This is a genomic window from Sphaerospermopsis kisseleviana CS-549, from assembly GCF_028329225.1.
Taxonomy (GTDB): Bacteria; Cyanobacteriota; Cyanobacteriia; order Cyanobacteriales; family Nostocaceae; genus Sphaerospermopsis; species Sphaerospermopsis kisseleviana.
Window position 1 is genome coordinate 16,358 of sequence record NZ_JAQMTI010000327.1, and the last position, 23,409, is coordinate 39,766.

Consider the following 23,409-nt stretch of genomic DNA (forward strand, 5'->3'; position numbering starts at 1 on the left):
CTAAATCATCAGACGGTATCCATTGCTTCAAACTCGAACTTGATTTCTTTCCACAGTTCGCAAGCAACGGCCAACTCAGGAGACCACTTAGCAGCTTCGCGGATAATGTCGTTACCTTCACGAGCCAAGTTGCGTCCTTCGTTACGAGCTTGGATACAAGCTTCTAGTGCTACGCGGTTAGCGGTTGCACCAGGAGCGTTACCCCAGGGGTGTCCTAATGTACCACCACCAAATTGTAGTACGGAGTCATCACCAAAGATTTCTACCAATGCGGGCATATGCCATACGTGGATACCACCGGAAGCAACTGCCATTACACCAGGCATAGAAGCCCAATCTTGGGTAAAGTAGATACCGCGAGACTTGTCTTGCTCAACATAGTTTTCACGTAGCAAGTCAACGAAGCCCATTGTGATGCCGCGTTCACCTTCCAATTTACCCACAACAGTACCAGTGTGGATGTGGTCACCACCGGACATCCGCAGGGTTTTAGCTAATACACGGAAGTGGATACCGTGGTTCTTTTGACGGTCAATTACAGCGTGCATCGCGCGGTGGATGTGCAACAACAGACCGTTATCACGACACCAACGAGCCAAGGTGGTGTTAGCGGTGAAACCTGCGGTCAAGTAGTCGTGCATGATGATGGGCATTTCGAGTTCTTTAGCGAACTCAGCACGCTTGAGCATTTCTTCGCAGGTAGGCGCGGTTACGTTTAAGTAGTGACCTTTGATTTCGCCGGTTTCTGCTTGTGCTTTTTTGATCGCTTCTGCTACAAACAAGAAACGGTCTCTCCAACGTTGGAAAGGAGCGGAGTTGATGTTTTCGTCGTCTTTGGTGAAGTCCAAACCACCACGCAAACATTCGTATACTGCACGTCCGTAGTTCTTAGCAGATAGACCTAATTTGGGCTTAATTGTACAACCCAACAAAGGACGACCATACTTGTTCAATTTGTCGCGCTCAACTTGAATACCGTGTGGAGGTCCTTGGAAGGTTTTCAAGTAAGCTACGGGGATGCGTAAGTCTTCTAAACGCAATGCACGTAAAGCTTTGAAACCAAATACGTTACCTACAATAGAGGTCAACATATTGGTTACAGAACCTTCTTCAAATAAGTCTAAAGGATAAGCTACGTAAGCAATATATTGGTTATCTTCACCAGGAACTGGTTCGATATCATAACAACGACCTTTGTAACGATCTAGGTCGGTTAACAAGTCTGTCCATACTGTTGTCCAAGTACCAGTAGAGGACTCAGCAGCTACAGCCGCACCAGCTTCTTCAGGAGGAACTCCGGGTTGGGGGGTCATCCGAAATGCTGCTAAAAGGTCTGTATCTTTAGGTGTGTAATCAGGTGTGTAATAAGTAAGTCTGTAATCTTTTACCCCAGCTTGATACCCAGATTTGCTCTGAGTCGAAGTTTGCGCGTAAGACATATTTTCCTTCCAAGAAGTCACTCTTTATTACTATCAAATCACGTTATGTGCAACTTCTTATCGCCCTTTTTCTTTCTCGTTTTCTCATGAAAACTATAAGAAAAACTTATATAGAAAAGACGGAGGTGGGCGGATATAGCGTTATTAGTGCTACAAAAAGCTGGCAGCGGTTGTAGTTTACCGCATATCTTCTTTTATATGTAGGCGTACTGTGACACGCTTTTAATTTTTCTTTACCCGCACACAAAGTATTTTCTATCTCTTATGCTAACCCTACTAAACCTGATTAGTTTTAGGGAAACTTCGGAACTTTACAGGCATTCTTGGAAGTTATCCCCTCAAAATCGGAATAATTCGGGTTTTTGGGCTATATAGCTTTCATTCCCGTTTTTCCTTTCCTGATATCTTGCCCTGATAGGAGAAAAAGATATGGAGGAAACTTTGTTAACTGTGGTTTAGCTCAAGGGTGGGCGCAGGATAAAAAATTGCACACGACGCAATTTGTAACTTGACTCACAATATATCAAGATTTGGATAAGTTATTCTTTGAAAGTTTTTAACTTTTATATTTGAATTTCTTATATAAAAAATTTTAACTTTTTGTTAAGATTGCTTTACAACTGTGTACATACAGTGTAATTAATGTCATCTCACCTATATTGCTGACAACCAGTTACCGTATAATTATTGAAATATTACTCATATTTTATACTGAATATATTTAACTGTATTCAGTTAATTTTTAATACCCATAGCAAGCGTAAATTTTGGTAAAAGACTAAACTAAAGGCGACACTAAGCTTATATAGTGGATGCAATAATACTTTTAAACCTCATAATAACTGTTCGGTTATCAATCATGATCATAGAATTTGCTACCATTACTTCTGCTATTAGTAAAGTTGCTCCTCAAGCAAGTCAACTACTGATTAAACACGCTCAAAGAAATGAAGCTGTAATCAAAGTTTTACAGGAATTAAAACTCAATTCTACAGAAATTCCTAATGATATTGATGGAGTTTATGCTTATAGCTTGGTTAGGTATGGGATATTTAAACATGAAGCAATTTTAAATCTGTTTAGAGAGAAAGTAATTAAAGATTTTTTTTGGGATGCTTATAGTAATAATGCTCCCTTTCAGTTTGTCAACAATACTAAAAAGTTTCTAAATCAAAATAGTGAACTGAATAACCAGATAGTCAGGGCTAAAATTAATATTTTAGCAGAGTTAGAAGAATTTGGTGAGGCTTTTATTGCCGTTGCTAAACAAACAAAACAAGATAAATATCAACCTTATCCAGATTGGGATTTAGATATTTATCCTAAAGAATTTAAAGCCTTAATTTTTGAAAAGACTCGCTTATTTTGCGGTCGTGATTTTGTATTTAAAGCTATTAATCAATTTTTCTCAACTCAACCCAAAGGTTATTTTACCGTGATTGGGGATGCAGGGATGGGAAAAAGTGCCATAGCTTCCAAATACGTTTTAGCTACTAAATTTCCTTGTTATTTTAACATCTTTGCCGAAGGGCGCAACAAACCAGAAAAATTTTTAGCTAGTATACGTCAACAATTAATTAAACGTTATTCCTTAAAAAATGCAGAAAACGCAGATTTAAGGACTTTATTAGAAAAAGTCAGTGAAAAAGGACAAAGATTAGTCATTGTTGTTGATGCACTAGATGAAGTAGAACAGGAAGGAAATAGCAATCTTTTAGATTTACCTCAAAACCTACCTAACGGCATTTATTTTCTACTAACTAGAAGACCTTATAATCAAGAAACCAAACGTTTAACAGTTTCTCCTGATACTCCTGTCAGTGAATTAGATTTAACCAAAGGTGATTATACAGCTTTGAGTCAGGAAGATGTGAAAGAATATCTGCACTTCTTTTTAAATAATGACGCAAAACTGAGAAATTGGATTAATGAACGCAATATTTCTGAAGATAGTTTTGTGGAACAAATAGCGTTAAAGAGTGAGAATAACTTTATTTATTTACGTTATCTCTTACCGGGAATATCTGAAGGTAAATATAACGATTTAAGTTTACAGGGATTACCCCAAGGATTACAGGATTATTATACAACCCATTGGACACGCATGGGCATGGATAAAGAATCCAATGAAAAGAAAGTGAAAATACTTTATATATTGGTAGAAAGAGGAGAAGCAATTTCTAGTCAAATGATTGCGGATATTTTGGATGAAGATGAATTTGATGTGAAAGACGTTTTAGATGATTGGATTGAATATGTGACACCGAAAGTAAATTTAGAGGAAGAGAAAACTTATTATAGTATTTACCATCGAAGCTTTTTGGAATTTCTCCAAGGTCAGGATAAATTAGCTAAAGGTCGGAAATTATTTAGGGAAGTTAATAAGAGTATGGCTAATTATATGCTGAACCAGATGGACTTATAATCAAAATTCAGATCCCCGATTTCTTTAAGAAGTCGGGGATATAAAACCTATAGGAGATAGAAAAAATGGGAAATATCGCCACTAAATTAGCATCAAAACCAGCAGAATTTCAAAGCTTGTTTTTAGGACAATTCCCAGAACAACAATTAAAAGCTGGTAACTTAGACAAGTATTATCAAACCCTCACAGATTTTGATTTTATATCTCTCAAAATTAACTATCCTAAATTTGGAATAGAATCTCTAGTAAAAGATTATTTATTAATTGAAGACCCTGAAATATTAGAACTTTTAGCAGATGATGAAAAATTAAAATCTGAACAAATAAAAACACTCAAATTAATTCAACAAACCTTAGAGTTATCAGCCCATGTAGTGAATCAAGACCGACATCAATTAGTATCACAATTATGGGGCAGATTGCAGAGTTTTGCAAATTCAGATATTCAGAAAATATTAGCAGATGCAGCACAAAGTAAAAGTGAAATTACTCGATTACGTCCCCTTACAGCCAGCTTAACTACTCCTGGGGGAAGTTTATTGCGTACTTTAACTGGTCATAAAAACCGCATAAGAACAATAGCCATAACCCCCGATGGTACAAAAGCCGTTTCTGGTTCAGATGACAACACCCTGAATGTGTGGGATTTGCACACAGGAAAAGAACTCTCTACCCTGACTGGTCATAACGACTGGGTAAATGCAGTAGCAATCACCCCCGATGGCAAAAAAGCTATTTCTGGTTCTGATGACAAAACTTTAAAAGTATGGGATTTAGAAACATTTCAGGAAATTTGTACCTTTACAGGTCATGAAAATTGGGTGAGGTCAGTTGCAATTACACCTGATGGGAAAAAAGCTGTTTCTAGTTCTGATGATAATACGTTAAAATTGTGGGATTTAGAGGAAAGAAAGGAAATTTCTAATTTTACTGGTGATACATCAATCATAAGTTGTGCTGTTTCCCCAGATGGGTTAATGGTTGTCGCTGGAGAACAATCAGGTCGTGTTCATTTCCTAAGATTGGAAGGGGGGTTTAAAAATGAATAATATCATCCAAAATACAATTGATATTCCCAGATATCCCCCAGAATTTCAGCAAATTATAACCGCTAAGAATCATAACTTTGTCGGTCGTGAATTTGTCTTTTCTGCTATCAATAACTTTCTTCATCAATATGACCGTGGCTATTTTACTATAATCGGTGAACCGGGTATTGGTAAAAGTGCGATTATTGCCCATTATGTTAATGAAAATCCAGGAATTGTATATTATAATGTACATATTTCTGGAAAAAATCGCGCTGATGAATTTCTGTCTAACGTTTGTACACAATTAATAGAAATTGCCCAAGCTAAAGGCATTAAAAACATAGATGATAATTTAATTAATTCCACTACAGAAAATAGTAGTTTTTTATCTTTGTTATTGCAACAAATCAGTGATAAATTACATCCAGAACAAAGGTTAATTATTACTATTGATGGTTGTGATAGAATTGATATTAACAATCAAATACGTGGTTCAAATCTTTTTTATTTACCCCGTTATTTACCTGAAAAGGTTTATTTTATCCTTGCTCGTCGTCCGTTTTTAGCAGATAAATCTGGTTTATTAATTGAAACTCCATCTCAATCTTTAGATTTATCTAACTATCCTGAACAAAACCGCGCTGATATTCAGGAATATATCAAAAAATATATCAAAAATTCTAGTCCTGAAAATATTAATCATCAGTTAACACCGGATGAAACTAATTTTATGTATGTCCGGGAAGTTTTGACAGGAAATAATTTAGATAATTTAATCAAATATTATCAAATTCATTGGAAACAGATGTTTTTAAAAACACTTAGCCATGAATCAATGGCTTTACAGGTATTAACTATGTTAGTTAAAGAGCAACCAATTTCACTAGAAACAATAGCAGAAAGATTAGATGAGGATGAATATGATATTAAGGTAATTTTAGACAATTGGCGAGAATTTTTACATTTAGAAAATATAGCAGATGAGATTAATTATAGTCTTTATCATCCTCATTTCTGTCAATGGTTACGGGAGAAAATTGAATTGAGTGAGTAAATTGAGTAAAACTTAGATTAGATATCTGGTGAAAATTAATTATTCGTAACTTGAAACCCTTGATTTTTAAACTTTCTTTGTATTTCAATCTTGAAAGCTGATAGCTGACTGCTGACTGCTGAATACTTATCAATTATGTATTCTGTCTTCTAAATACTGACTTTTCAACTTTGCTACATTATAACCAATTAATGGAAGAATATGGTAAGAATACAGCCATAAGACATTAGTAAAATTAACTAGAAAGGAATATCAACGTGGCCATATTTCACAAACATACTCATTTATTGATAATATCCGCGCTTTTGGGGTTAATATCTGTACCCTGGTTAGAAAATTCTGCACTAGGACAAAATAACCCTGATCTAAAACTCAGTAATGCAACTACTTACCCAGTTGCACCCCCACCAAAAAGAGTAGACCCTTTACCCGATGAACGGGATGTCCTGGAGAGAGAAACAGAAACAGATTATCGGATCAGTAACTTATTAAAGGATTTTTCTGGTAATTTGTGGGTTGGTTCTTGGCGGGGTTTATCACGCATTGACCCGAATACAGGTAATATTATTGCCCGTGTTAGTTTACCAAATGTGACTATTACTGCCTTAGCTGAAGATAAAGTAGGTCGGTTGTGGGTCGGTAACTATGAAGGTTTAACGCGAGTAGACCCCCGAACTAATGAAATTACCGCACAAAATTTATTACTACCTTCCAAACGAGTATTATCTTTGTTGGTTGATAAACGTGGATATTTGTGGGCTGGTACTGATGCAGGTTTAGCTTTGGTTAGTCCCGACCAAGGCTTAATTATGACAACTTTAAAAAATTTACCGGGTGTGAGTGCTAACGCCATGACCTTAGATGCAGATGGTCAGTTGTGGGTGGGAACTTTAGATGGACTGGTCAGGGTAAATACTGGCAGTGCTTTGATAATGAAGAGGATAAATAATTTACCAGGGGCGACAGTACAAACTTTAGCTATCAGTCCTGAAGGGTTAATTTGGGCGGGAATGCCAAATCAATTATTGGTAATAAACCCCAAAAATGGGATTGTGTTAAGGTCTGTAACTCCTCTGCGCGGCAAAAATGTCACTTCAGTTCATTTTGCTGAAGATGGTAGTGTGTGGGTGGGAACCAACAACGGTTTGTTACGATTAAATCCAGATACAGGAGCTTTATTAGATCAAGTAGCGGGACTGCCTTCCAGTCGGGTGTTGACTCTTGCCCCTGATGTGGGTAACAAGTTACGGGTGGGAACCAGCGAGGGGTTAGCGTGGTTAATGCCTACAATGGAAAAAGCACGGCCTCATTTTGGTTTTGGGCGGAGTGTGAAGTAAGGACTGGGGACTGGGGAAAAAAAATTTTAGATTTTAGATTTTAGATTTTAGATTTTAGATTGGAGTTAACAAAAACAATCCAAAATCCAAAATCCAAAATAAATAACTCCTACCTCCCCTACCTCCTGCCCTCTGCCCTCTGCCCTCTGCCTCCTGCCCTCTGCCTCCTGCCTCCTGAATGAACTCCTTGAACTCCTCAACTCCTGATTATGCCAATTACTACCCAGCAATTAATACAATGGAAACAGCAAGGACGGGCAATTGTCGCTTTGACTGCTTGGGATTATGCGATCGCTCAACTGTTAGATACAGCTGGTGTAGATTTAATCTTGGTGGGTGATTCTCTGGCAGTTATGCTGGGATATGAAACCACTCTGCCAGTTACGTTAGAAGAAATGATCCACCATGCTAAAGCTGTGCGTCGTGGTGTAAAACGGGCTTTGGTGGTGGTAGATTTACCATTCTTAACTTATCAAGAAAGTGTTTCCCAAGCGATGCACTCTGCTGGCAGAATACTGAAAGAAACTGGCGCACAGGCGGTAAAATTAGAAGGTGGCTATCCGGCAATGGTCGAAACTGTAGCCCGGTTGGTACAAGCTGGTATTCCTGTCATGGGTCATGTGGGTTTAACACCGCAATCAGTACATCAACTCGGTTTGCGACAACAGGGCAAAACTCAGACCGCAGGAGAGCGCATTTTCAATGAGGCGATCGCTCTAGAACAAGCTGGTGTATTCTCTCTAGTCTTAGAACATATCCCCGCCAATTTAGCATTAGAAATTACTCAAAAAGTACGTGTTCCTACCATCGGCATCGGTGCGGGTGTTGATTGTGATGGTCAAGTATTGGTGACTTCTGATGTTTTGGGGCTTTCAGAAAAACAGCCACCCTTTGCTAAAGTTTATACAAACTTACGAGAACAAATTACCAACGCAGTCCAAAGTTACGCCTTAGAAGTGCGCGGTGGCCAATTTCCTAATTAGTTATTGGTGATTGGTCATTAGTTATTAGTCATTGGTCATTAGTTTAATTTTACCCAATCACCAGTCACCAATCACCAATCACTAATGTCATTTAGGTACATCTGAGTAATTCTATTACTATAGAGTACGTAAGGCTGCTAGTTTGTTATAGAAACACATAATTTTTGCTGAATTGTTGCGGATAAGGACTAAACTTAAAAATCTTGTACAGCAAATTCGTAAGCAGTCAGGAGTCAGGAGTCAGAATGTTTTATCAAACAGTAGATTATCAAATATATGATTTTGGACGTAACTGTTAAAAACCTGACTGCTGACCGCTAATAGCTAAATGCTTGCGGAAAACCTATCATTGTAAATGAAGTAATCATGTCTAAGGTTCTTGTTTCCGATCCCATTGACCAAGCTGGTATTGACATTCTTTGCCAAGTTGCTACAGTTGATGTCAAAACAAATCTAAAACCAGCAGAACTAATAGAAATTATTGGTGAGTATGACGCGCTGATGATTCGTTCTGGAACTCGCGTTACTCAAGAAATTATTGAAGCCAGTACCCAATTAAAAATTATTGGCCGTGCTGGTGTGGGTGTGGATAATGTGGATGTTCCTGCGGCTACCCGTAAAGGTATTGTAGTCGTTAATTCCCCAGAAGGAAATACCATTGCGGCTGCCGAACACGCATTAGCAATGATGTTATCTTTATCTCGTCATATCCCCGATGCTAATGCTTCTGTAAAAAGGGGAGAATGGGACAGAAAAACTTTTGTCGGTGCGGAAGTCTATAAGAAAACCCTGGGTATTGTGGGGTTAGGAAAAATCGGTTCTCATGTTGCTCATGTAGCTAAGGCAATGGGGATGAAGTTATTAGCTTATGATCCCTTTATTTCTACAGAAAGAGCAGAACAAATTGGTTGTCAGTTGGTGGAATTAGATTTATTATTCCAACAAGCAGACTATATCACTTTACACATTCCCAAAACTCCAGAAACTGCCAATTTAATCAACGCTAAAACTTTGGCGAAGATGAAACCCACCACCAGAATTATTAACTGTGCTAGGGGGGGAATTATTGATGAGGCAGCATTGGCAGGGGCGATTAAAGAAGGTAAAATTGCAGGTGCAGCTTTAGATGTATTCGACTCTGAACCTTTGGGAGAATCTGAGTTGCGATCGCTGAGTAAAGATGTAATTCTCACACCCCATTTAGGTGCATCTACTGCCGAAGCCCAAGTAAACGTAGCCATAGACGTGGCAGAACAAATCCGCGATGTGTTGTTAGGACTACCAGCCCGTTCTGCGGTAAATATTCCTGGACTCGGACCCGATATCTTGGAAGAACTCAAGCCGTATATGCAGTTAGCGGAAACCTTGGGTAACTTGGTAGGACAACTGGCAGGTGGCAGGGTGGAAACACTGAATGTTAAACTACAAGGGGATCTGGCTACTAATAAGAGTCAGCCTTTAGTAGTAGCGGCGCTGAAAGGGTTGCTTTACCAAGCTTTGCGGGAACGGGTAAATTATGTCAATGCCAGCATAGAAGCCAAAGAAAGAGGTATTCGGGTAATTGAAACCAGGGATGCTTCAGCAAGAGACTATGCAGGTTCGCTACATTTGGAAGCTACAGGTACTTTAGGTACTCACTCTGTCACAGGTGCTTTGTTGGGTGATAAGGAAATTCACTTAACTGATGTGGATGGTTTCCCCATTAATGTGCCACCTAGCAAATATATGCTGTTCACCTTACACCGGGATATGCCAGGAATTATCGGTAAACTCGGTTCTTTACTGGGCAGTTTTAACGTTAACATTGCCAGTATGCAGGTAGGAAGGAAAATCGTCCGTGGTGATGCAGTAATGGCTTTAAGTATTGATGATCCTTTACCAGATGGCATCTTGGATGAAATTAAACAAGTATCTGGTATTCGGGATGCTTATACAGTAACACTTTAAAACAGGTGACAGGTGACAGGTGACAGGTGACAGTTATATTCTTTATTCCCTGTTTCCTGTTCCCCGTTCCCTGTTCCCTGTACTAGTAATTTAAAATTCTATGGCAAATACTTGGTGGGAACTGAAAATTTTATGTGAACCAGACCTAGAAGATTCTATCTTTTGGCGACTGGAAACTTTTGGCTGTCGTGGTACTGCTATTGAAAGCAAAGGAAATTCATCGCTATTAAAGGCTTATTTGCCTAGCTTTCAAGCACAATTATTAGATTTATCGGCGTTATCTTTATGGTTGCGTCAAGATGCTTTGTGTATCGGGTTGCCTTCTCCGCTGTTACACTGGAATTTGATTGATGAGGAAGACTGGTCTAGTAGTTGGAAACAATATTGGCAACCTCAAGATATTGGCGATCGCTTCTTGATCAACCCCGCATGGCTACCATTACCTGCATCATCAGAACGGTTGGTGATTCGTCTTGATCCTGGTGTTGCTTTTGGTACAGGTAATCACGCCACAACTCAACTATGTCTAGAATCTCTGGAAATGCGCCTAAGTGCAATTCCTGATTCTTTTATAGGTACAGAGAATAAAAAAGATTCCCTAGTAATTGCGGATATTGGCTGCGGTTCGGGTATCCTTTCTGTAGGTGCTATACTCCTGGGGGCAAAAAAAGTTTATGCAGTTGATAATGATCCTTTGGCGGTAAAATCAACTTTGAGCAATCGCACCCTTAATGATATTAATTCAGAACGCTTGATCCCAGCCTTGGGTAGTGTGGACGTTTTGACAAAAATAATTGATCAGCCAGTTGATGGTATTGTTTGTAATATTTTGGCTGATGTCATTATTGAGTTAATTCCAGAAATGGCAGCTATTATTAAACCAAGTACCTGGGGTATTTTTAGTGGTATTTTATTAGAACAATCTAAAGCTGTGGCTGATGTTTTAGAACAAAATGGTTGGGTTGTGGCTACCCTGTGGAAACGCAAAGAATGGTGTTGTTTAAATGCCAGACGTTCTTAAAAACTGGTGACTGGTGACTGGGGACTGGGGACTGGGGACTGGGGACTGGGGACTGGGAAGATTAATAACCCATTACCCATTACCAATCACCAATTACCAATCACCAATCACCAATCACCAATCACCAATCACCAATCACCAATCACCAATCACCAAATTAAACCAGTTTTTGCAGATGTTGAATTAATTGTGGTGCTTGCAGTACACCTTCAATTCTATCTACAGGTTGACCATTCTTAAATAATACCAAGGTTGGTAAAGCTGCAATTTGATATTGACTAGCTAATTGAGTGTATTTCTCAGTGTCAATTTTGACAATTCGTAAACGGTCTTTTAATTGCAGATTCACTTGTTCTAAAATCGGTCCCATCATCTGACAAGGACCACACCATTCAGCGTAAAAGTCTACTAACACTGGTACATCAGAACCAGAGAGCATTTCTTCAAAGCTGTTAAATTGCTTTTTAGTTGTCATGATGGCACACACCAATTTTTGATTGTTTGTTTTAATGGTAGTTCTTAGAAATTAGAATCGGTGGAATTTTATTTTTTCTTGAGAAATTTTGCGGTTTCTTGATATTGGTTGATGTTCTCAATAAATTTATTAAGTATTGTTTCTAAATTTAAACATTTTCTTTTTTTGTGGTGATCAAATCGTATCGGCTCAATAAGTAGGGGAAAAAGAAAAAACGCTCAAAGTGAGCAAGGGAGACAATAGCTTGATAGTATTACAGATTTAACAGAGGAAGGAGTCGCTAGAACGTCGATTCAGTAATGCTAGGTAATCTGTTTTTACCTTGTAGGGGCGAAGCATTCGGGTGATAACCTATCGCTGAAACCAGTTCATATTCTGTCCGAATGCTTCGCCCTTACGATTAATGAATCGGTGTTCTAGTGAGTTAGTAGATTTGGAAGTACCAAAAACGGATATTGTTTTAGGTTTTATATCCTCTCATGTGAGACATTTTACTGGTTTTGCATCACCTTATATTTCGTAATAAATAAAACATCAGCATAACTTTAATATTCATGATCATTAAATCTTCTAACAACTGAATCATGAGAATATCAATATCAGTAAAATTGTCTAATGTCAATTCTAAGTCGTTTATATTGCTCGTATCTGAATAGATTTCTAACTCTTCTAAATAATACTGTTCTAAATCTTCCGCATATTGTTCTAGATCATCTGCATACTCAGACATTAATGAAAGATCCTGCTGTAATTCACTAATTTTTGATTTTTTATCTCTTAACTTCTGAATTAACAAAGACTGTTCTCCTTCCAATGCTTTAACATCAGCTTCCAACTCTTTAACACGATTATCCAGATCAATTTTCTCTATTGTAACTACTTCTAGTTGGTATTCTTTCTGATTAAAATTCCTTGTTAATTCATTGAAATTATCTGTTAATTCATTAAAATCTTCTGTTAATTCATCAAAACTTTCCGCTAATATATTGAGACGTTCAAGGATTTCAGATTTTTCAAATTCCAATTTTTTGATCACAGCATCTTTTTGAGCAATCTGTTTTTGTAATTCCTCAGTCAAACCACTAATATTACCACCTTTAAATACACTTAATTCACTTTCAACACCTCTTAATTTTCTTTCAATATCTCTTAAATCAGCAGTTAAAGAATCTCTTTCCTCTTCTAATTCTTGAATACGATTATTACTATCTTCTATAGTTGTTTTTAACTCTAATTCTTTTTCAGTAACGCTTATTTCCAACTGCTTTACTTTTTGAATATTTTGATTTTTCTCATCTTCTAAATTCTTAATCTGATTATTTTTTTCAAGAATCTCAGATTCTAACCTTTCTATATTAATATCTATAGGTTTATTATTTAAAACTTCAATTTCACCTTCTAATTGTTGCACACGACTATTCAAAATAATTTTCTCCTGTATCAGTAATTCACAATTAGATTTTTCAGTAATAACACTTGCTTCTAATAAAGATATCTTTTGTAAATTCTCACTCTTTTCTATTTCCAAACTGTGAATTAAATCATCCTTGTGAATTATCACATCTTGCAGATTTTTTAAATCATTTTTGATTTTTTCCAACTCAATATTATTATCAGTTCTAGACTGTAAATCTTTAACTAACTCTTCACATCTAAATTCTAAACCCCTCAACTTTGGTGTTAATGAATTAATCTCATTTTCTTTTGTAGCGATGATAGACTTGAGAACTTCCAGAGATTGATTAAAAGTATTCTTTTCTCTAAGAAGAATCTCATTCGTCTGTTTAATAACTTCAAAATCTTGGTTAATCGCTTGAAGTTTTATTACAGTTTCATTGCGTTCATTCATTAACACCTGAACTTTCTCTAGAACTAAATCCCATGTTTTATCTTCTAAATTCTCCTTATAAACAATACCACCCAACTTTTGAATAAAGGATTTTTGGTTAGTTTCTAAATCTAGATTTCTTTGTGTAAAAATAGTATTTTGTATCTGTAACTTATTATTTAACTCTAAAGTTGTTTGATATTCCTGAAGCAAAGTATTAATTTGTTGTTCTAGCTTTTGAATCTCTTTTTGTAAAGATTCATTATCACCAGTCAATATCTCAACTTTTTTATTCAAATGTTTAAACTGAGAAAATATATCTAAAAAAACTTTAGTGATTAAATTATATTTAGCCACATTCTGAACATTTTGTGTATCAATATTTAATTGCGGTTGATTATGTTCTTTAAATAAAAGATAACTCAAAATTAAGATAATACCTATCAAGATAGTAATGGTAATCATACAAATACCCCTTTCAGTAACTAATTAGGTAAAGTTGTATTGGTAAAGATATATAACAACTCAGTTAATATTATAACGAAACTAAAATATTTACTATCAGGACAAATGCTTATCATATTAATTTTTATTATACAAGTATGTAAGTTGGGTTGAGGAACGAAACCCAACATCTTTATAATGTTATTGCGTTGGGTTGCACTTTGTTTAACCCAACCTACGAATATAATATAGAGGCATTACTTGAAAATTCAGGTATAATTTAATAAAAAATATCACTTTAACTTTTTATGTCAGCAAAAGATATATTTCACAATACTGTTAAAATAGCCTTAGAAAAGGATAGTTGGTTAATTACTGATGAACCGTTATATTTGCGTCTAACAAAGGAGGAAATCGTATTATGGAAACCTTAAATTATCGGGAGATAGTAAAAGATATTATCTCTAAATATGCAAAAGACCAAGCAGAGGAAGATTTAGAAAATACAGAAATTGTGTTTGATACAAAACGGGATATTTATTTATTGTTGTATACAGGCTGGAAGGATGAAAATAGAATTTATGGTTGTCCCATTCATATTAAGATTAAAGATGGTAAAATTGGGATTGAAAGAGATTTTACAGAAGAAGGAATTGCTCAACAGTTAGTAGAGTTAGGTGTACCGAAAACTGATATAGTTTTAGGATTTAGATCACCTTATGTTAGACAGTTTACTGGTTTTGCATCGGTTTAGATTTTTTATTCATTTTCTGTTTTGCGTTCTTCCTTTGCGTCTCTGCGTCTTTGCGTGAAATAAAAAAATCTCAAAATTTGCTATACCTCAAAATTTGCTATACTATAAACACACCTAAAAACTCATCTATTATTAACCATAAAATATATGACTCTTGCCCAATCTCACCAATATTTATCCCCAGAAGAATACTTAGAAGCTGAAAAATCCAGTCCTATTAAACATGAATATATTCAAGGGCAAATTTACGCAATGGCAGGTGCTAGTGATGCCCACGTGACAATCACTACTAATTTAGTTGCTCTTTTAAGAAATCATATTCGCGGTACAGGATGCCGTCTTTATGTTGCTGATATGAAAGCAAGAATTGAAACTCTGGATATTTTCTATTATCCTGATCTCATGGTAACTTGCGATCCAAGAGATACAGATTTTGAATATTTTAAACGCTATCCAAGTTTAATGATTGAAGTTTTATCACCTGCAACTGAAGCCTTTGATAGAGGTGATAAATTCATTGACTATCAAGAATTAGAAACATTACAAGAATATGTTTTAGTGAGCCAAAATCGTCAAAGAGTTGATTGTTTTCGTCGCAATAATCAAGGAAGATGGGAACTTTATATTTATAGAGGTAATCAACAATTGGAGTTAACAAGCGTAAATTTTAACTGTCTTTTAACCGATGTTTATGAAGATGTTAATTTTCCTAGTCGATAAGCTTCAATTTCTGCTGTAACCATCAATCAATGATATTATGCAAATAATCTCATTATCACCCAAAACATGAACCAAAAAATTACCCAAAAAATTACCCAAGTTGATGCTTTTACCAATACACTATTTACAGGCAACCCTGCCGCAGTTTGTGTATTAACAACTCCCCAACCAGACGACTGGATGCAACAAGTCGCCCAAGAAATGAATTTATCAGAAACGGCTTTTTTGATCAGAGAAAATGACGGTTTTAATCTGCGTTGGTTTACCCCATCAGTAGAAGTTCCTTTATGTGGTCATGCCACTTTAGCCAGCGCTCATGTATTATGGTCAGAAGGTTATTTATCAGCGGAAAGAGAAGCCCGTTTCTATACCAAAAGTGGCTTATTAATTGCTCAGAAAAAAGATAATTGGATTGAGTTAGATTTTCCTGTAAATTATTCCCAAACCACAGAACCACCATCAGCATTAAATGAAGTTTTAGGAATAGATTATAAATCAGTTTACCTCAATTCTCTAGGTTATTTAGTAGAAGTTGCATCTGCGGAATTAGTGCGGGAAATGCAGCCGAATTTTCAACAGATGAAAAAATTACCCGTTGCTAATGTAATTGTTACCAGTATTGGTGATGGAGAATATGATTTTGTATCGCGGTTTTTTGCTCCTGGTTTGGGTATTGATGAAGATCCGGTGACTGGTGCTGCACATTGTTGTTTAGCACCATTTTGGCGTGAAAGGTTAAAAAAAGATGAGTTTTTAGCTTATCAAGCTTCTCGTCGTGGTGGAGTAGTAAAAGTTTATTATCCTGGTGAAAATCGCGTTTTTTTAGCAGGACAAGCTATAACTGTAATGCGTGGTGAGTTATTGGGTGACTGGTGACTGGTGACTGGGGACTGGGGACTGGGTAATCAATTTTATATTTCCTAATTAACTATCAAATATCAAATATCAATTCTCACCAATTACCAATTACCAATTACCAATTACCAATTACCAATTACCAATTACCAATTACCAATTACCAATTACCCAATGTCTACTAAACAGATAAAGATTAAAAGTAATAAAAGTGTCTTCAAACCTTGTGACTGGCCGATTGAAAATTTACCAGGATTAAGTCCAGAGGAACTTTTAAAATTGCAAAGTTGTGATATCAAAACTACACTGGATGTAGTTAAACAAGGGAAAACACCAGCAGCTAAACTTGCATTAGCAAGTAAATTACAAGTCAATCTTCAATATGTTCATAAATGGGTGGCTTTAGCGGATCTGGCACGTCTTCCCAGTGTGGGTACTCAATATTGTGGTTTATTGCTTCATGCGGGTGTCATTTCTGTTGTGCAATTGGCGGAAATTCCTAGCCATAAATTACATCAGCAAATTATGCGTTTGCAAGTAGCAACTTTTCAACGACGTGATTTATGTCCGGCTGTGGAATTGGTGCAACAATGGAGTCAACAAGCAAAGGTAATTGGTAATTGGTAATTGGTAAATAATTATTCCCTATTTCCTATTCCCTTTTTACTGTCACCTGTCACCTGTCACCTGTCACCAGTCACCAGTCCCCAGTCACCAGTCACCAGTCACCAGTCACCTACTCTTTAATTAACACACCATTTAAGAAAATATCAGCCAAACCTTCAGCCATCTGTTGCATTTCTTGGGGTGATGCGTTGGGTTCGATGAGGGTATTATCAGAAAAACCTGCGATCGCAAACATTCCCAAAAACACTTTAGCCACTAATTTAGCATCCATCTGGCGATAGATTCCTTTATCCATTGCCGTTTGAAAAAATGCTTCTGCCACATCTGTCATTTTATCAATGACTTCGGTTTGAATGCGATCGCGCAAATCTTGATGAAACTGCACTTCCATGAAACAAACTCGCATCATGTCCACATTTTTCCGCATATTCCACATTCTACGGCGCATTACCTGGGCTACAGCTTTATAACTACCCATTTCACTCAATTCTGTCAACAAATCTGTGAGAATTTCCACCCAGCCATTTGTCGCCACCTCTACCAAAATTGCCTTTTTATTGGCAAAATGACGAAAGAGCGTACCCTCAGCCACACCTGCGGCCTGTGCTAAATCACGGGTTGTAGTACCATCAAATCCCTGAGATGCAAATAACCGCTGTGCCGCCTGAAGAATGCGATCACGGGTTTGAGCTTCTGAGGGAGGGAGAGAATGAAAAACTCGCATAGTAGTTATTGCTATATCTCAGGAACACGACTTGTAGCAATATTGTCTAACATCAAATCCAAAAAGCGCAGAAAGCTTAATATAAGATTAACTCTCTGTTTGCTAATTAACCTAATTCTCAAGAAGTGTAAATTTACTTTAATTTTTGCTATGAAACAGTCGATTTGGGATTTTAGATTTGGAATTTTGGATTGGTTAAAGGATAAAACGAAAAAGTCTCCATTCTCCAATGTTATCAGTCGTCTGTTGGCAGTTGCTTTAGTGGTGCTGATATTTGGTGTGAGTTTCACTACCCCAGCAGCTTTAGCACTGCAACCCCAGCAAACTTCCATTCAACCTTATTTAGATCGGGTGGTGAAGGAGTTAACAGAATTTACCCTCGATAATGGGCTGAAATTCATAGTTTTAGAACGACATCAAGCCCCTGTAGTTTCCTTTGTCACCTATGCTGATGTTGGTGGTATAGATGAACCTGATGGCCAAACAGGAGTAGCGCATTTTTTAGAGCATTTGGCTTTTAAAGGTACAAAACGCATTGGTACAACAGACTATCAAGCCGAAAAACCATTATTAAACCAGTTAGAACAATTAGATCAGCAAATTAGAACCGCCAAAGCTCAAAATAAAACAGAAGACTTAGCAAAGCTACAAACTGAGTTTAAATCATTAGAAAATCAGGCTCAGAAGTTGGTTAAGCAAAACGAAATAGGTAAAATTGTTGAGCAAGCGGGAGGTGTAGGTTTAAATGCTACTACTTCTAGTGAAGCTACTCGTTATTTTTACAGTTTTCCCGCTAATAAATTGGAACTGTGGATGTCTTTAGAGTCAGAGCGATTTTTAGAACCTGTTTTTCGGGAGTTTTATAAAGAAAGAGATGTAATTTTAGAAGAACGACGGATGCGTGTAGAAAATTCTCCCGTCGGTTTCATGGTAGAAAAATTTATGGATACTGCTTTTAAGGTCCATCCCTACAGAAGACCAGTAATAGGTTATGACGAAGATATCCGTAATCTTTCACCAGCAAATGTCAAACAATTTTTTGATAATTATTATGTTCCCAGTAATTTAACCATTGCTGTTGTCGGTGATGTTAACCCGGATGAGGTGAAAAGATTAGCCAAAATTTACTTTGGACGTTATCAGTCTAAACCTAAAGCACAGGCAAAAATTCCTCTAGAACCGAAACAAAATGAACCCAGAGAAATTACTGTAGAGTTATCTTCTCAACCTTGGTATTTTGAAGGTTATCACCGTCCCGCTATCACTGATCCTGATAATGCAGTTTATGACATTATGGCCAGTTTATTAAGTGATGGACGCACTTCCAGACTTTATAAGTCTTTGATTGAAAAACAACGGTTAGCTTTAGCTGCTCAAGGTCTGAGTGGTTTTCCTGGTGATAAATATGGGAATTTAATGTTATTTTATGCCCTGACAGCACCAGGACATACAGTTGATGAATTGGCGATCGCTCTCGGTAAAGAAATTGAAAAATTGAAAACAGAACCTGTATCAGCAACAGAATTACAGCGGGTGAAAACTCAAGCTAGAGCGGGTTTATTACGCAGTTTAGATTCTAATATGGGCATGGCGCAGCAATTATTGGAATATGAAGTCAAAACCGGCTCTTGGCGCAATTTATTTAAACAATTGGATGATATTGCTAAAGTTACACCTGCGGATATTCAACGGGTAGCACAGGCAACTTTTACCCCAGAAAATCGCACTGTGGGTAAGTTGTTGTCGAAGCAAGGATAGGGACTGGGGACTGGGGACTGGGGAAGAAAATTTTAGATTTTAGATTTTAGATTTTAGATTTTAGATTAGAGATCACAAAAACAATCCAAAATCCAAAATCCAAAATCCAAAATAAAAAACTCCTGCCTTCTGCCCCCTGCTCCCTGCTCCCTGCTCCCTATTCCCTGCAAAATAAGAGTTATGAACCGCAAAGTACACAAAGGAAGAAGAGAGGTTAAATGTGAAGGTTAAGAAGTTGAAGTTTTCATTGAAGTTTTCTAAGAGTTGGCGGTTTATTTCCGCTTTGGTGATTGCTTTTCTGCTGACTTTTAATTTTTCTTGGGTAGCGACGGCAGCAGCAAAGCATTATTCAGATTTACAGTTTACTCCTTTGTCGGAAATTAAATTACCGAAATATGAACGGTTTGTATTAGATAACGGTTTGGTTGTCTATTTAATTGAGGATCATGAGTTACCTTTAGTCAGTGGCACGACTCTGGTTAAAACTGGTAGCCGTTGGGAATCAGGTGATAAAGTTGGGTTAGCGGATGTTGTTGGTTCACTGATGCGAACTGGTGGTACTCTCAAACATTCTCCAGATCAATTAAATGAGATACTGGAACAACGAGCAGCTTCTGTTGAAACAGAGATGAGTGAAACTGCTGGTACTGCTAGTTTTGACAGTTTGACTGAAGATTTAGAAACGGTTTTTGGGTTATTTGCTGAAGTGTTGCGAGAACCAGCATTTGCTCAAGAAAAGTTAGATTTGATTAAAACTCAAGTTAAGGGTGGTATTGCTCGTCGCAATGATGATCCAGATGATATTGCTAGTCGGGAGTTTAGAAAATTAATCTATGGTCCAGAAAGCCCGTACTCTCGCACGGTAGAATATGCAACTCTGGATCAAATTAACCGTGAAGATGTGGTTAAATTCTACCAACAATATTATTATCCTAATAATATGATTTTGGGAATTGTAGGAGATTTTAACCCCAAACAAATGCGATCGCTCATTCAAGAAAAGTTTGGTGACTGGAAACCTAACCCTAATATTTCTAAAACGCAACTACCGCAAGTATCATCAGCTAATTTAGGTGGTGTATTTTTTGTTAATCAACCCCAACTCACACAAAGTAATATTCTCATTGGACATTTGGGGGGAACTTTCGATAATCCTGATTATGCTGCATTAAGTGTCATGAATGGGGTGTTAAATGGATTTGGGGGAAGATTATTTAATGAAGTGCGATCGCGTCAAGGTTTAGCTTATTCTGTATATGGTATGTGGAGTCCCCGTTTCGATTATCCGGGAATGTTTATTTCTGGTGGACAAACTCGTTCTGATGCTACAGTACAGTTTGTGAAAGCATTGAAAACAGAAATTAAACGGATACAAAATCAACGGGTAACAGCAAAAGAATTAAATTATGCCAAAGAATCTACCCTCAATTCTTTTGTATTCAATTTTCAAGATCCCAGTCAAACTTTATCTCGATTAATGCGCTACGAATATTATGGATATCCTGCTGATTTTCTGTTTCGTTATCAAAAAGCTGTCACTGCAACCACAACAGCAGATGTACAAAGAGTGGCCAGAAAATACCTCAAACCAGAAAATTTAGTTACCCTAGTAGTGGGAAATCAAACCGCTATTAAACCACCATTAACTCAGTTAGCAGCTACAGTGACACCCATAGATGTTACTATTCCCGGTTCTCAAACCCAAGCACAGAAATAAACACCAAAATCAACACAAAAATCAACACCAAAATCAATCTATTTGCAGTTCAATACTGTTTGGTGTGAGTTTGAAAACTTAAAACTTGGTAATTGGTAATTGGTGATTGGTAATTGTTGTCTATTTACTAATTGCCAATTTCCATTATCAAAACTACTCAAAAACAGGAGGCCAAATTTCTGAAATGACCACTTCAAAACCAGGTAATAAATCAGGCAATGTTAAAATATCACCATCTTTGAAAATTTCTGTTTCACCATCACGAGACACTTCTAATGTTCTCGTTTTAGGATTAATTAAAATTCCCACCTGTGAACCTAATTTAATAAATTCTTGAATCTTTTCTCTCAGTTTATCTATAGAATCAGTTTTAGATTTTACTTCCACTACCAAATCAGGAACTAATTCCGCATAATCTTCTGTTGATATTTTCAATCTCTCAGCACGAACAAAAGAAACGTCGGGCGCACGTAAATCAGAATTTGGTAATTTAAAACCTGCACTCGAACCCACGACACGGCCTAGTTTACGAGGTCTAACCCAGTTTCTTAACAAAGATGCAAACTCAGTACCTACTTCTTCTGGTTCATAACCCGACGGACTCATAATAATGATACTCCCATCTACTAATTCCATGCGATAATCTGGATATGCTATCTGTATTTCTTCTAGTTCTTTCACGGTTAAAGACATGATGATTTTCTCCTGAAATACTACGGAAATACTCTGCTGATTTTTGTGTATTGTTATATTTGATTATATCTGATGTGTTCAATTTTAGGTTAAAGATGATATTATTATTAATAATATTGCAGAAACAATACATATAGGACTAATTATCGACACTACTCAAAAACAGGAGGCCAAATTTCTGAAATGACCAATTCAAAACCAGGTAATAAATCAGGCAATGTTAAAATATCACCATCTTTGAAAATTTCTGTTTCACCATTTCGAGAAACTTCTAATGTTCTAGTTTTAGGATTAATTAAAATTCCCACCTGTGAACCTAATTTAATAAATTCTTGAATCTTTTCTCTCAGTTTATCTATAGAATCAGTTTTAGATTTTACTTCCACTACCAAATCAGGAACTAATTCGGCATAATCTTCTGTTGATATTTTCAGTCTCTCAGCACGAACAAAAGAAACATCGGGCGCACGTAAATCAGAATTTGGTAATTTAAAACCCGCACTAGAACCCACTATACGGCCTAGTTTACGAGGTCTAACCCAGTTTCCTAAAATTCGCGCAAACTCAGTACCTACTTCTTCTGGTTCATAAGCCGACGGACTCATAATAATGATACTCCCATCTACTAATTCCATGCGATAATCTGGATATGCTGTCTGTATTTCTTCTAGTTCTTTCACGGTTAAAGACATGATGATTTTCTCCTGAAATACTGAGGCAATGTTAATATTTTAATCTAATTTTTTGCAAATAGTAGAATATTACTATTACATATTTTGACGATTTCTTTCTAGTTTTTCACGAATAGCTGCTTGTACTTTTTCATCAAAATCAGGATCATTGAAACTAGCAATTATTCTCTGAGGACGCTGATTGATTCGGTCTAAATATGTTTGAAAAGCAATTTTATCTCCACGATGTTTGAGGCAATATTGCTTTAATTCAGCATCAGACATGGCATTATAGTTAGTTAGGCTCATCTAATAAATCTCCATTAATAAGTTCATCATATTTTTTCTGTAAATTTCCAAATTTATCATTTAATTCACCGATAACCTGTTTATTTCTGGTAATTAATTCTTGAGAATTAGCTAAATTATGAAGATGTTGTTTATTCTCATCAGTTATTTGATGATATTCTTGCTCTAGATTGTCATATCTACTTGTTAATTCATCAATAATTTGTGTGTTTTGTGCAATTACTTCTCTAGCCTGATTTAATTCACCAATCTTTTGATTATTTTCATCAGTAAGTTGATGATATCCTTTTTCTAAATTGGTATATTTATCACTTAATTCATTAGCAATTTTTTTGTAATGTTTAGCTGCTTGTCTATTCTTACCTCCCGCAGCATAAGCAGCAAAAGCACCAAAAGCAAGACCCATAACACCAAATAAAAAAGGTTAGTAGCTAGTTACTGTTTTCTTAACCAATCCTAACAAATACTCACATTTACTGAAAATTTCCTGTCATCTTTTGCTTTGTGACAGAATTACAGTAAAATCACTGTATGCTACTAGGATTCAAAACCCAACTCAAAGTTAACAAGCAACAACGACTACTACTGGCGCAACAC

The 23,409-nt window shown here is 36.6% G+C and carries 22 protein-coding genes and 1 pseudogene; 15 read left to right on the forward strand and 8 right to left on the reverse strand.

Annotation, left to right across the window (positions count from 1 at the left end):
* Window positions 1–8: 8 nt before the first annotated feature.
* Entirely contained in the window at window positions 9–1,439 is a 1,431-nt protein-coding gene (locus PN497_RS25585) for a form I ribulose bisphosphate carboxylase large subunit (protein ID WP_096569915.1), read from the reverse strand.
* Window positions 1,440–2,298: 859 nt separating this feature from the next.
* Between PN497_RS25585 and PN497_RS25590 the strand changes: the two genes are divergently transcribed.
* From PN497_RS25590 to prmA, 7 genes are all read left to right on the forward strand, one after another.
* Window positions 2,299–3,864, forward strand: a complete 1,566-nt coding sequence (locus PN497_RS25590; protein ID WP_334310707.1) for an NACHT domain-containing protein — start codon at window positions 2,299–2,301, stop codon at window positions 3,862–3,864.
* A gap of 65 nt (window positions 3,865–3,929) precedes the next feature.
* The gene (locus PN497_RS25595; RefSeq protein WP_096569917.1) at window positions 3,930–4,913 is read left to right on the forward strand and encodes a WD40 repeat domain-containing protein; all 984 of its coding nucleotides are present in this window, start codon (window positions 3,930–3,932) and stop codon (window positions 4,911–4,913) included.
* Window positions 4,906–5,949: an ATP-binding protein gene (locus tag PN497_RS25600; RefSeq protein ID WP_096569919.1), complete on the forward strand. Its 1,044-nt coding sequence runs from the start codon at window positions 4,906–4,908 to the stop codon at window positions 5,947–5,949. Before PN497_RS25595 ends, PN497_RS25600 begins: the two co-directional genes overlap by 8 nt.
* 257 nt (window positions 5,950–6,206) lie before the next feature.
* Entirely contained in the window at window positions 6,207–7,286 is a 1,080-nt protein-coding gene (locus PN497_RS25605; RefSeq protein ID WP_096569921.1) for a ligand-binding sensor domain-containing protein, read from the forward strand.
* A gap of 209 nt (window positions 7,287–7,495) precedes the next feature.
* Window positions 7,496–8,269, forward strand: coding sequence for a 3-methyl-2-oxobutanoate hydroxymethyltransferase (panB, locus tag PN497_RS25610; RefSeq protein ID WP_096569922.1), 774 nt, complete (start codon window positions 7,496–7,498; stop codon window positions 8,267–8,269).
* Window positions 8,270–8,635: 366 nt separating this feature from the next.
* The gene (gene serA / locus PN497_RS25615) at window positions 8,636–10,216 is read left to right on the forward strand and encodes a phosphoglycerate dehydrogenase (RefSeq protein WP_096569924.1); all 1,581 of its coding nucleotides are present in this window, start codon (window positions 8,636–8,638) and stop codon (window positions 10,214–10,216) included.
* A 100-nt stretch (window positions 10,217–10,316) separates the two neighbouring features.
* Window positions 10,317–11,237 (forward strand): 50S ribosomal protein L11 methyltransferase, encoded by a 921-nt coding sequence (gene prmA / locus PN497_RS25620; RefSeq protein WP_096569926.1) that lies wholly within the window; start codon window positions 10,317–10,319, stop codon window positions 11,235–11,237.
* A gap of 157 nt (window positions 11,238–11,394) precedes the next feature.
* Here prmA and trxA read toward each other — a convergent pair whose 3' ends face one another.
* Window positions 11,395–11,712 (reverse strand): thioredoxin, encoded by a 318-nt coding sequence (gene trxA / locus PN497_RS25625; protein ID WP_096569930.1) that lies wholly within the window; start codon window positions 11,710–11,712, stop codon window positions 11,395–11,397.
* A 403-nt stretch (window positions 11,713–12,115) separates the two neighbouring features.
* Here trxA and PN497_RS25630 point away from each other — a divergent pair, with 403 nt between their 5' ends.
* Window positions 12,116–12,235 carry an element excision factor XisI family protein gene (locus PN497_RS25630; protein ID WP_096569932.1) on the forward strand — a complete coding sequence of 40 codons (120 nt, stop codon included), beginning with the start codon at window positions 12,116–12,118 and terminating at the stop codon, window positions 12,233–12,235.
* Here PN497_RS25630 and PN497_RS25635 read toward each other — a convergent pair.
* A complete protein-coding gene (locus PN497_RS25635) occupies window positions 12,218–14,005 on the reverse strand; it encodes a hypothetical protein (protein ID WP_096569934.1) in 1,788 nt (595 codons plus the stop codon). The two genes, PN497_RS25630 and PN497_RS25635, sit on opposite strands and share 18 nt — an antisense overlap.
* A 287-nt stretch (window positions 14,006–14,292) precedes the next feature.
* Here PN497_RS25635 and PN497_RS25640 point away from each other — a divergent pair.
* The 5 genes and pseudogenes from PN497_RS25640 to PN497_RS25660 form a co-directional block, all read left to right on the forward strand.
* Window positions 14,293–14,388, forward strand: a pseudogene (locus PN497_RS25640) (element excision factor XisH family protein); the annotation flags it as partial.
* Window positions 14,389–14,405: 17 nt separating this feature from the next.
* Window positions 14,406–14,738 carry a XisI protein gene (locus PN497_RS25645; protein WP_096569938.1) on the forward strand — a complete coding sequence of 111 codons (333 nt, stop codon included), beginning with the start codon at window positions 14,406–14,408 and terminating at the stop codon, window positions 14,736–14,738.
* A 147-nt stretch (window positions 14,739–14,885) separates the two neighbouring features.
* A complete protein-coding gene (locus PN497_RS25650) occupies window positions 14,886–15,458 on the forward strand; it encodes a Uma2 family endonuclease (protein ID WP_096569940.1) in 573 nt (190 codons plus the stop codon).
* Window positions 15,459–15,536: 78 nt separating this feature from the next.
* On the forward strand, window positions 15,537–16,334 hold the full coding sequence (locus tag PN497_RS25655; protein ID WP_096572748.1) for a PhzF family phenazine biosynthesis protein: 798 nt from the start codon (window positions 15,537–15,539) through the stop codon (window positions 16,332–16,334).
* A 153-nt stretch (window positions 16,335–16,487) separates the two neighbouring features.
* A complete protein-coding gene (locus PN497_RS25660; protein ID WP_096569942.1) occupies window positions 16,488–16,940 on the forward strand; it encodes a DUF4332 domain-containing protein in 453 nt (150 codons plus the stop codon).
* A 109-nt stretch (window positions 16,941–17,049) separates the two neighbouring features.
* Here the strand turns inward: PN497_RS25660 and PN497_RS25665 are convergent, their stop codons facing one another.
* On the reverse strand, window positions 17,050–17,664 hold the full coding sequence (locus PN497_RS25665; protein WP_096569944.1) for a TetR/AcrR family transcriptional regulator: 615 nt from the start codon (window positions 17,662–17,664) through the stop codon (window positions 17,050–17,052).
* Between the two features lie 150 nt (window positions 17,665–17,814).
* Here PN497_RS25665 and PN497_RS25670 point away from each other — a divergent pair, with 150 nt between their 5' ends.
* Complete coding sequence (locus tag PN497_RS25670; protein ID WP_096569945.1) at window positions 17,815–19,422, forward strand: M16 family metallopeptidase; 1,608 nt, start codon at window positions 17,815–17,817, stop codon at window positions 19,420–19,422.
* Between the two features lie 247 nt (window positions 19,423–19,669).
* The gene (locus PN497_RS25675; protein ID WP_272111056.1) at window positions 19,670–21,139 is read left to right on the forward strand and encodes a M16 family metallopeptidase; all 1,470 of its coding nucleotides are present in this window, start codon (window positions 19,670–19,672) and stop codon (window positions 21,137–21,139) included.
* Window positions 21,140–21,292: 153 nt separating this feature from the next.
* Here the strand turns inward: PN497_RS25675 and PN497_RS25680 are convergent, their stop codons facing one another.
* The 4 genes from PN497_RS25680 to PN497_RS25695 all read right to left on the reverse strand — a co-directional run bounded on the left by PN497_RS25680 (window position 21,293) and on the right by PN497_RS25695 (window position 23,218).
* Window positions 21,293–21,832 carry a Uma2 family endonuclease gene (locus PN497_RS25680; protein ID WP_096569949.1) on the reverse strand — a complete coding sequence of 180 codons (540 nt, stop codon included), beginning with the start codon at window positions 21,830–21,832 and terminating at the stop codon, window positions 21,293–21,295.
* Window positions 21,833–21,984: 152 nt separating this feature from the next.
* Entirely contained in the window at window positions 21,985–22,524 is a 540-nt protein-coding gene (locus PN497_RS25685) for a Uma2 family endonuclease (protein WP_096569951.1), read from the reverse strand.
* A 75-nt stretch (window positions 22,525–22,599) separates the two neighbouring features.
* Entirely contained in the window at window positions 22,600–22,812 is a 213-nt protein-coding gene (locus PN497_RS25690) for a DUF6887 family protein (RefSeq protein WP_096569953.1), read from the reverse strand.
* Window positions 22,799–23,218 (reverse strand): hypothetical protein, encoded by a 420-nt coding sequence (locus PN497_RS25695; protein ID WP_096569955.1) that lies wholly within the window; start codon window positions 23,216–23,218, stop codon window positions 22,799–22,801. The genes PN497_RS25690 and PN497_RS25695 overlap by 14 nt, the downstream gene beginning before the upstream one ends.
* Window positions 23,219–23,409: the final 191 nt, after the last annotated feature.

Excerpts from the sequence above, each read along its gene's own strand:
- PN497_RS25585 (WP_096569915.1), bottom strand. The coding sequence starts at position 1,439 with ATGTCTTACGCGCAAACTTCGACTCAGAGCAAATCTGGGTATCAAGCT.
- PN497_RS25590 (WP_334310707.1), top strand. The coding sequence starts at position 2,299 with ATGATCATAGAATTTGCTACCATTACTTCTGCTATTAGTAAAGTTGCT.
- PN497_RS25595 (WP_096569917.1), top strand. The coding sequence starts at position 3,930 with ATGGGAAATATCGCCACTAAATTAGCATCAAAACCAGCAGAATTTCAA.
- PN497_RS25600 (WP_096569919.1), top strand. The coding sequence starts at position 4,906 with ATGAATAATATCATCCAAAATACAATTGATATTCCCAGATATCCCCCA.
- panB (WP_096569922.1), top strand. The coding sequence starts at position 7,496 with ATGCCAATTACTACCCAGCAATTAATACAATGGAAACAGCAAGGACGG.
- serA (WP_096569924.1), top strand. The coding sequence starts at position 8,636 with ATGTCTAAGGTTCTTGTTTCCGATCCCATTGACCAAGCTGGTATTGAC.
- prmA (WP_096569926.1), top strand. The coding sequence starts at position 10,317 with ATGGCAAATACTTGGTGGGAACTGAAAATTTTATGTGAACCAGACCTA.
- trxA (WP_096569930.1), bottom strand. The coding sequence starts at position 11,712 with ATGACAACTAAAAAGCAATTTAACAGCTTTGAAGAAATGCTCTCTGGT.
- PN497_RS25630 (WP_096569932.1), top strand. The coding sequence starts at position 12,116 with ATGAATCGGTGTTCTAGTGAGTTAGTAGATTTGGAAGTACCAAAAACG.
- PN497_RS25635 (WP_096569934.1), bottom strand. The coding sequence starts at position 14,005 with ATGATTACCATTACTATCTTGATAGGTATTATCTTAATTTTGAGTTAT.
- PN497_RS25645 (WP_096569938.1), top strand. The coding sequence starts at position 14,406 with ATGGAAACCTTAAATTATCGGGAGATAGTAAAAGATATTATCTCTAAA.
- PN497_RS25650 (WP_096569940.1), top strand. The coding sequence starts at position 14,886 with ATGACTCTTGCCCAATCTCACCAATATTTATCCCCAGAAGAATACTTA.
- PN497_RS25660 (WP_096569942.1), top strand. The coding sequence starts at position 16,488 with ATGTCTACTAAACAGATAAAGATTAAAAGTAATAAAAGTGTCTTCAAA.
- PN497_RS25665 (WP_096569944.1), bottom strand. The coding sequence starts at position 17,664 with ATGCGAGTTTTTCATTCTCTCCCTCCCTCAGAAGCTCAAACCCGTGAT.
- PN497_RS25670 (WP_096569945.1), top strand. The coding sequence starts at position 17,815 with ATGAAACAGTCGATTTGGGATTTTAGATTTGGAATTTTGGATTGGTTA.
- PN497_RS25680 (WP_096569949.1), bottom strand. The coding sequence starts at position 21,832 with ATGTCTTTAACCGTGAAAGAACTAGAAGAAATACAGATAGCATATCCA.
- PN497_RS25685 (WP_096569951.1), bottom strand. The coding sequence starts at position 22,524 with ATGTCTTTAACCGTGAAAGAACTAGAAGAAATACAGACAGCATATCCA.
- PN497_RS25690 (WP_096569953.1), bottom strand. The coding sequence starts at position 22,812 with ATGAGCCTAACTAACTATAATGCCATGTCTGATGCTGAATTAAAGCAA.
- PN497_RS25695 (WP_096569955.1), bottom strand. The coding sequence starts at position 23,218 with ATGGGTCTTGCTTTTGGTGCTTTTGCTGCTTATGCTGCGGGAGGTAAG.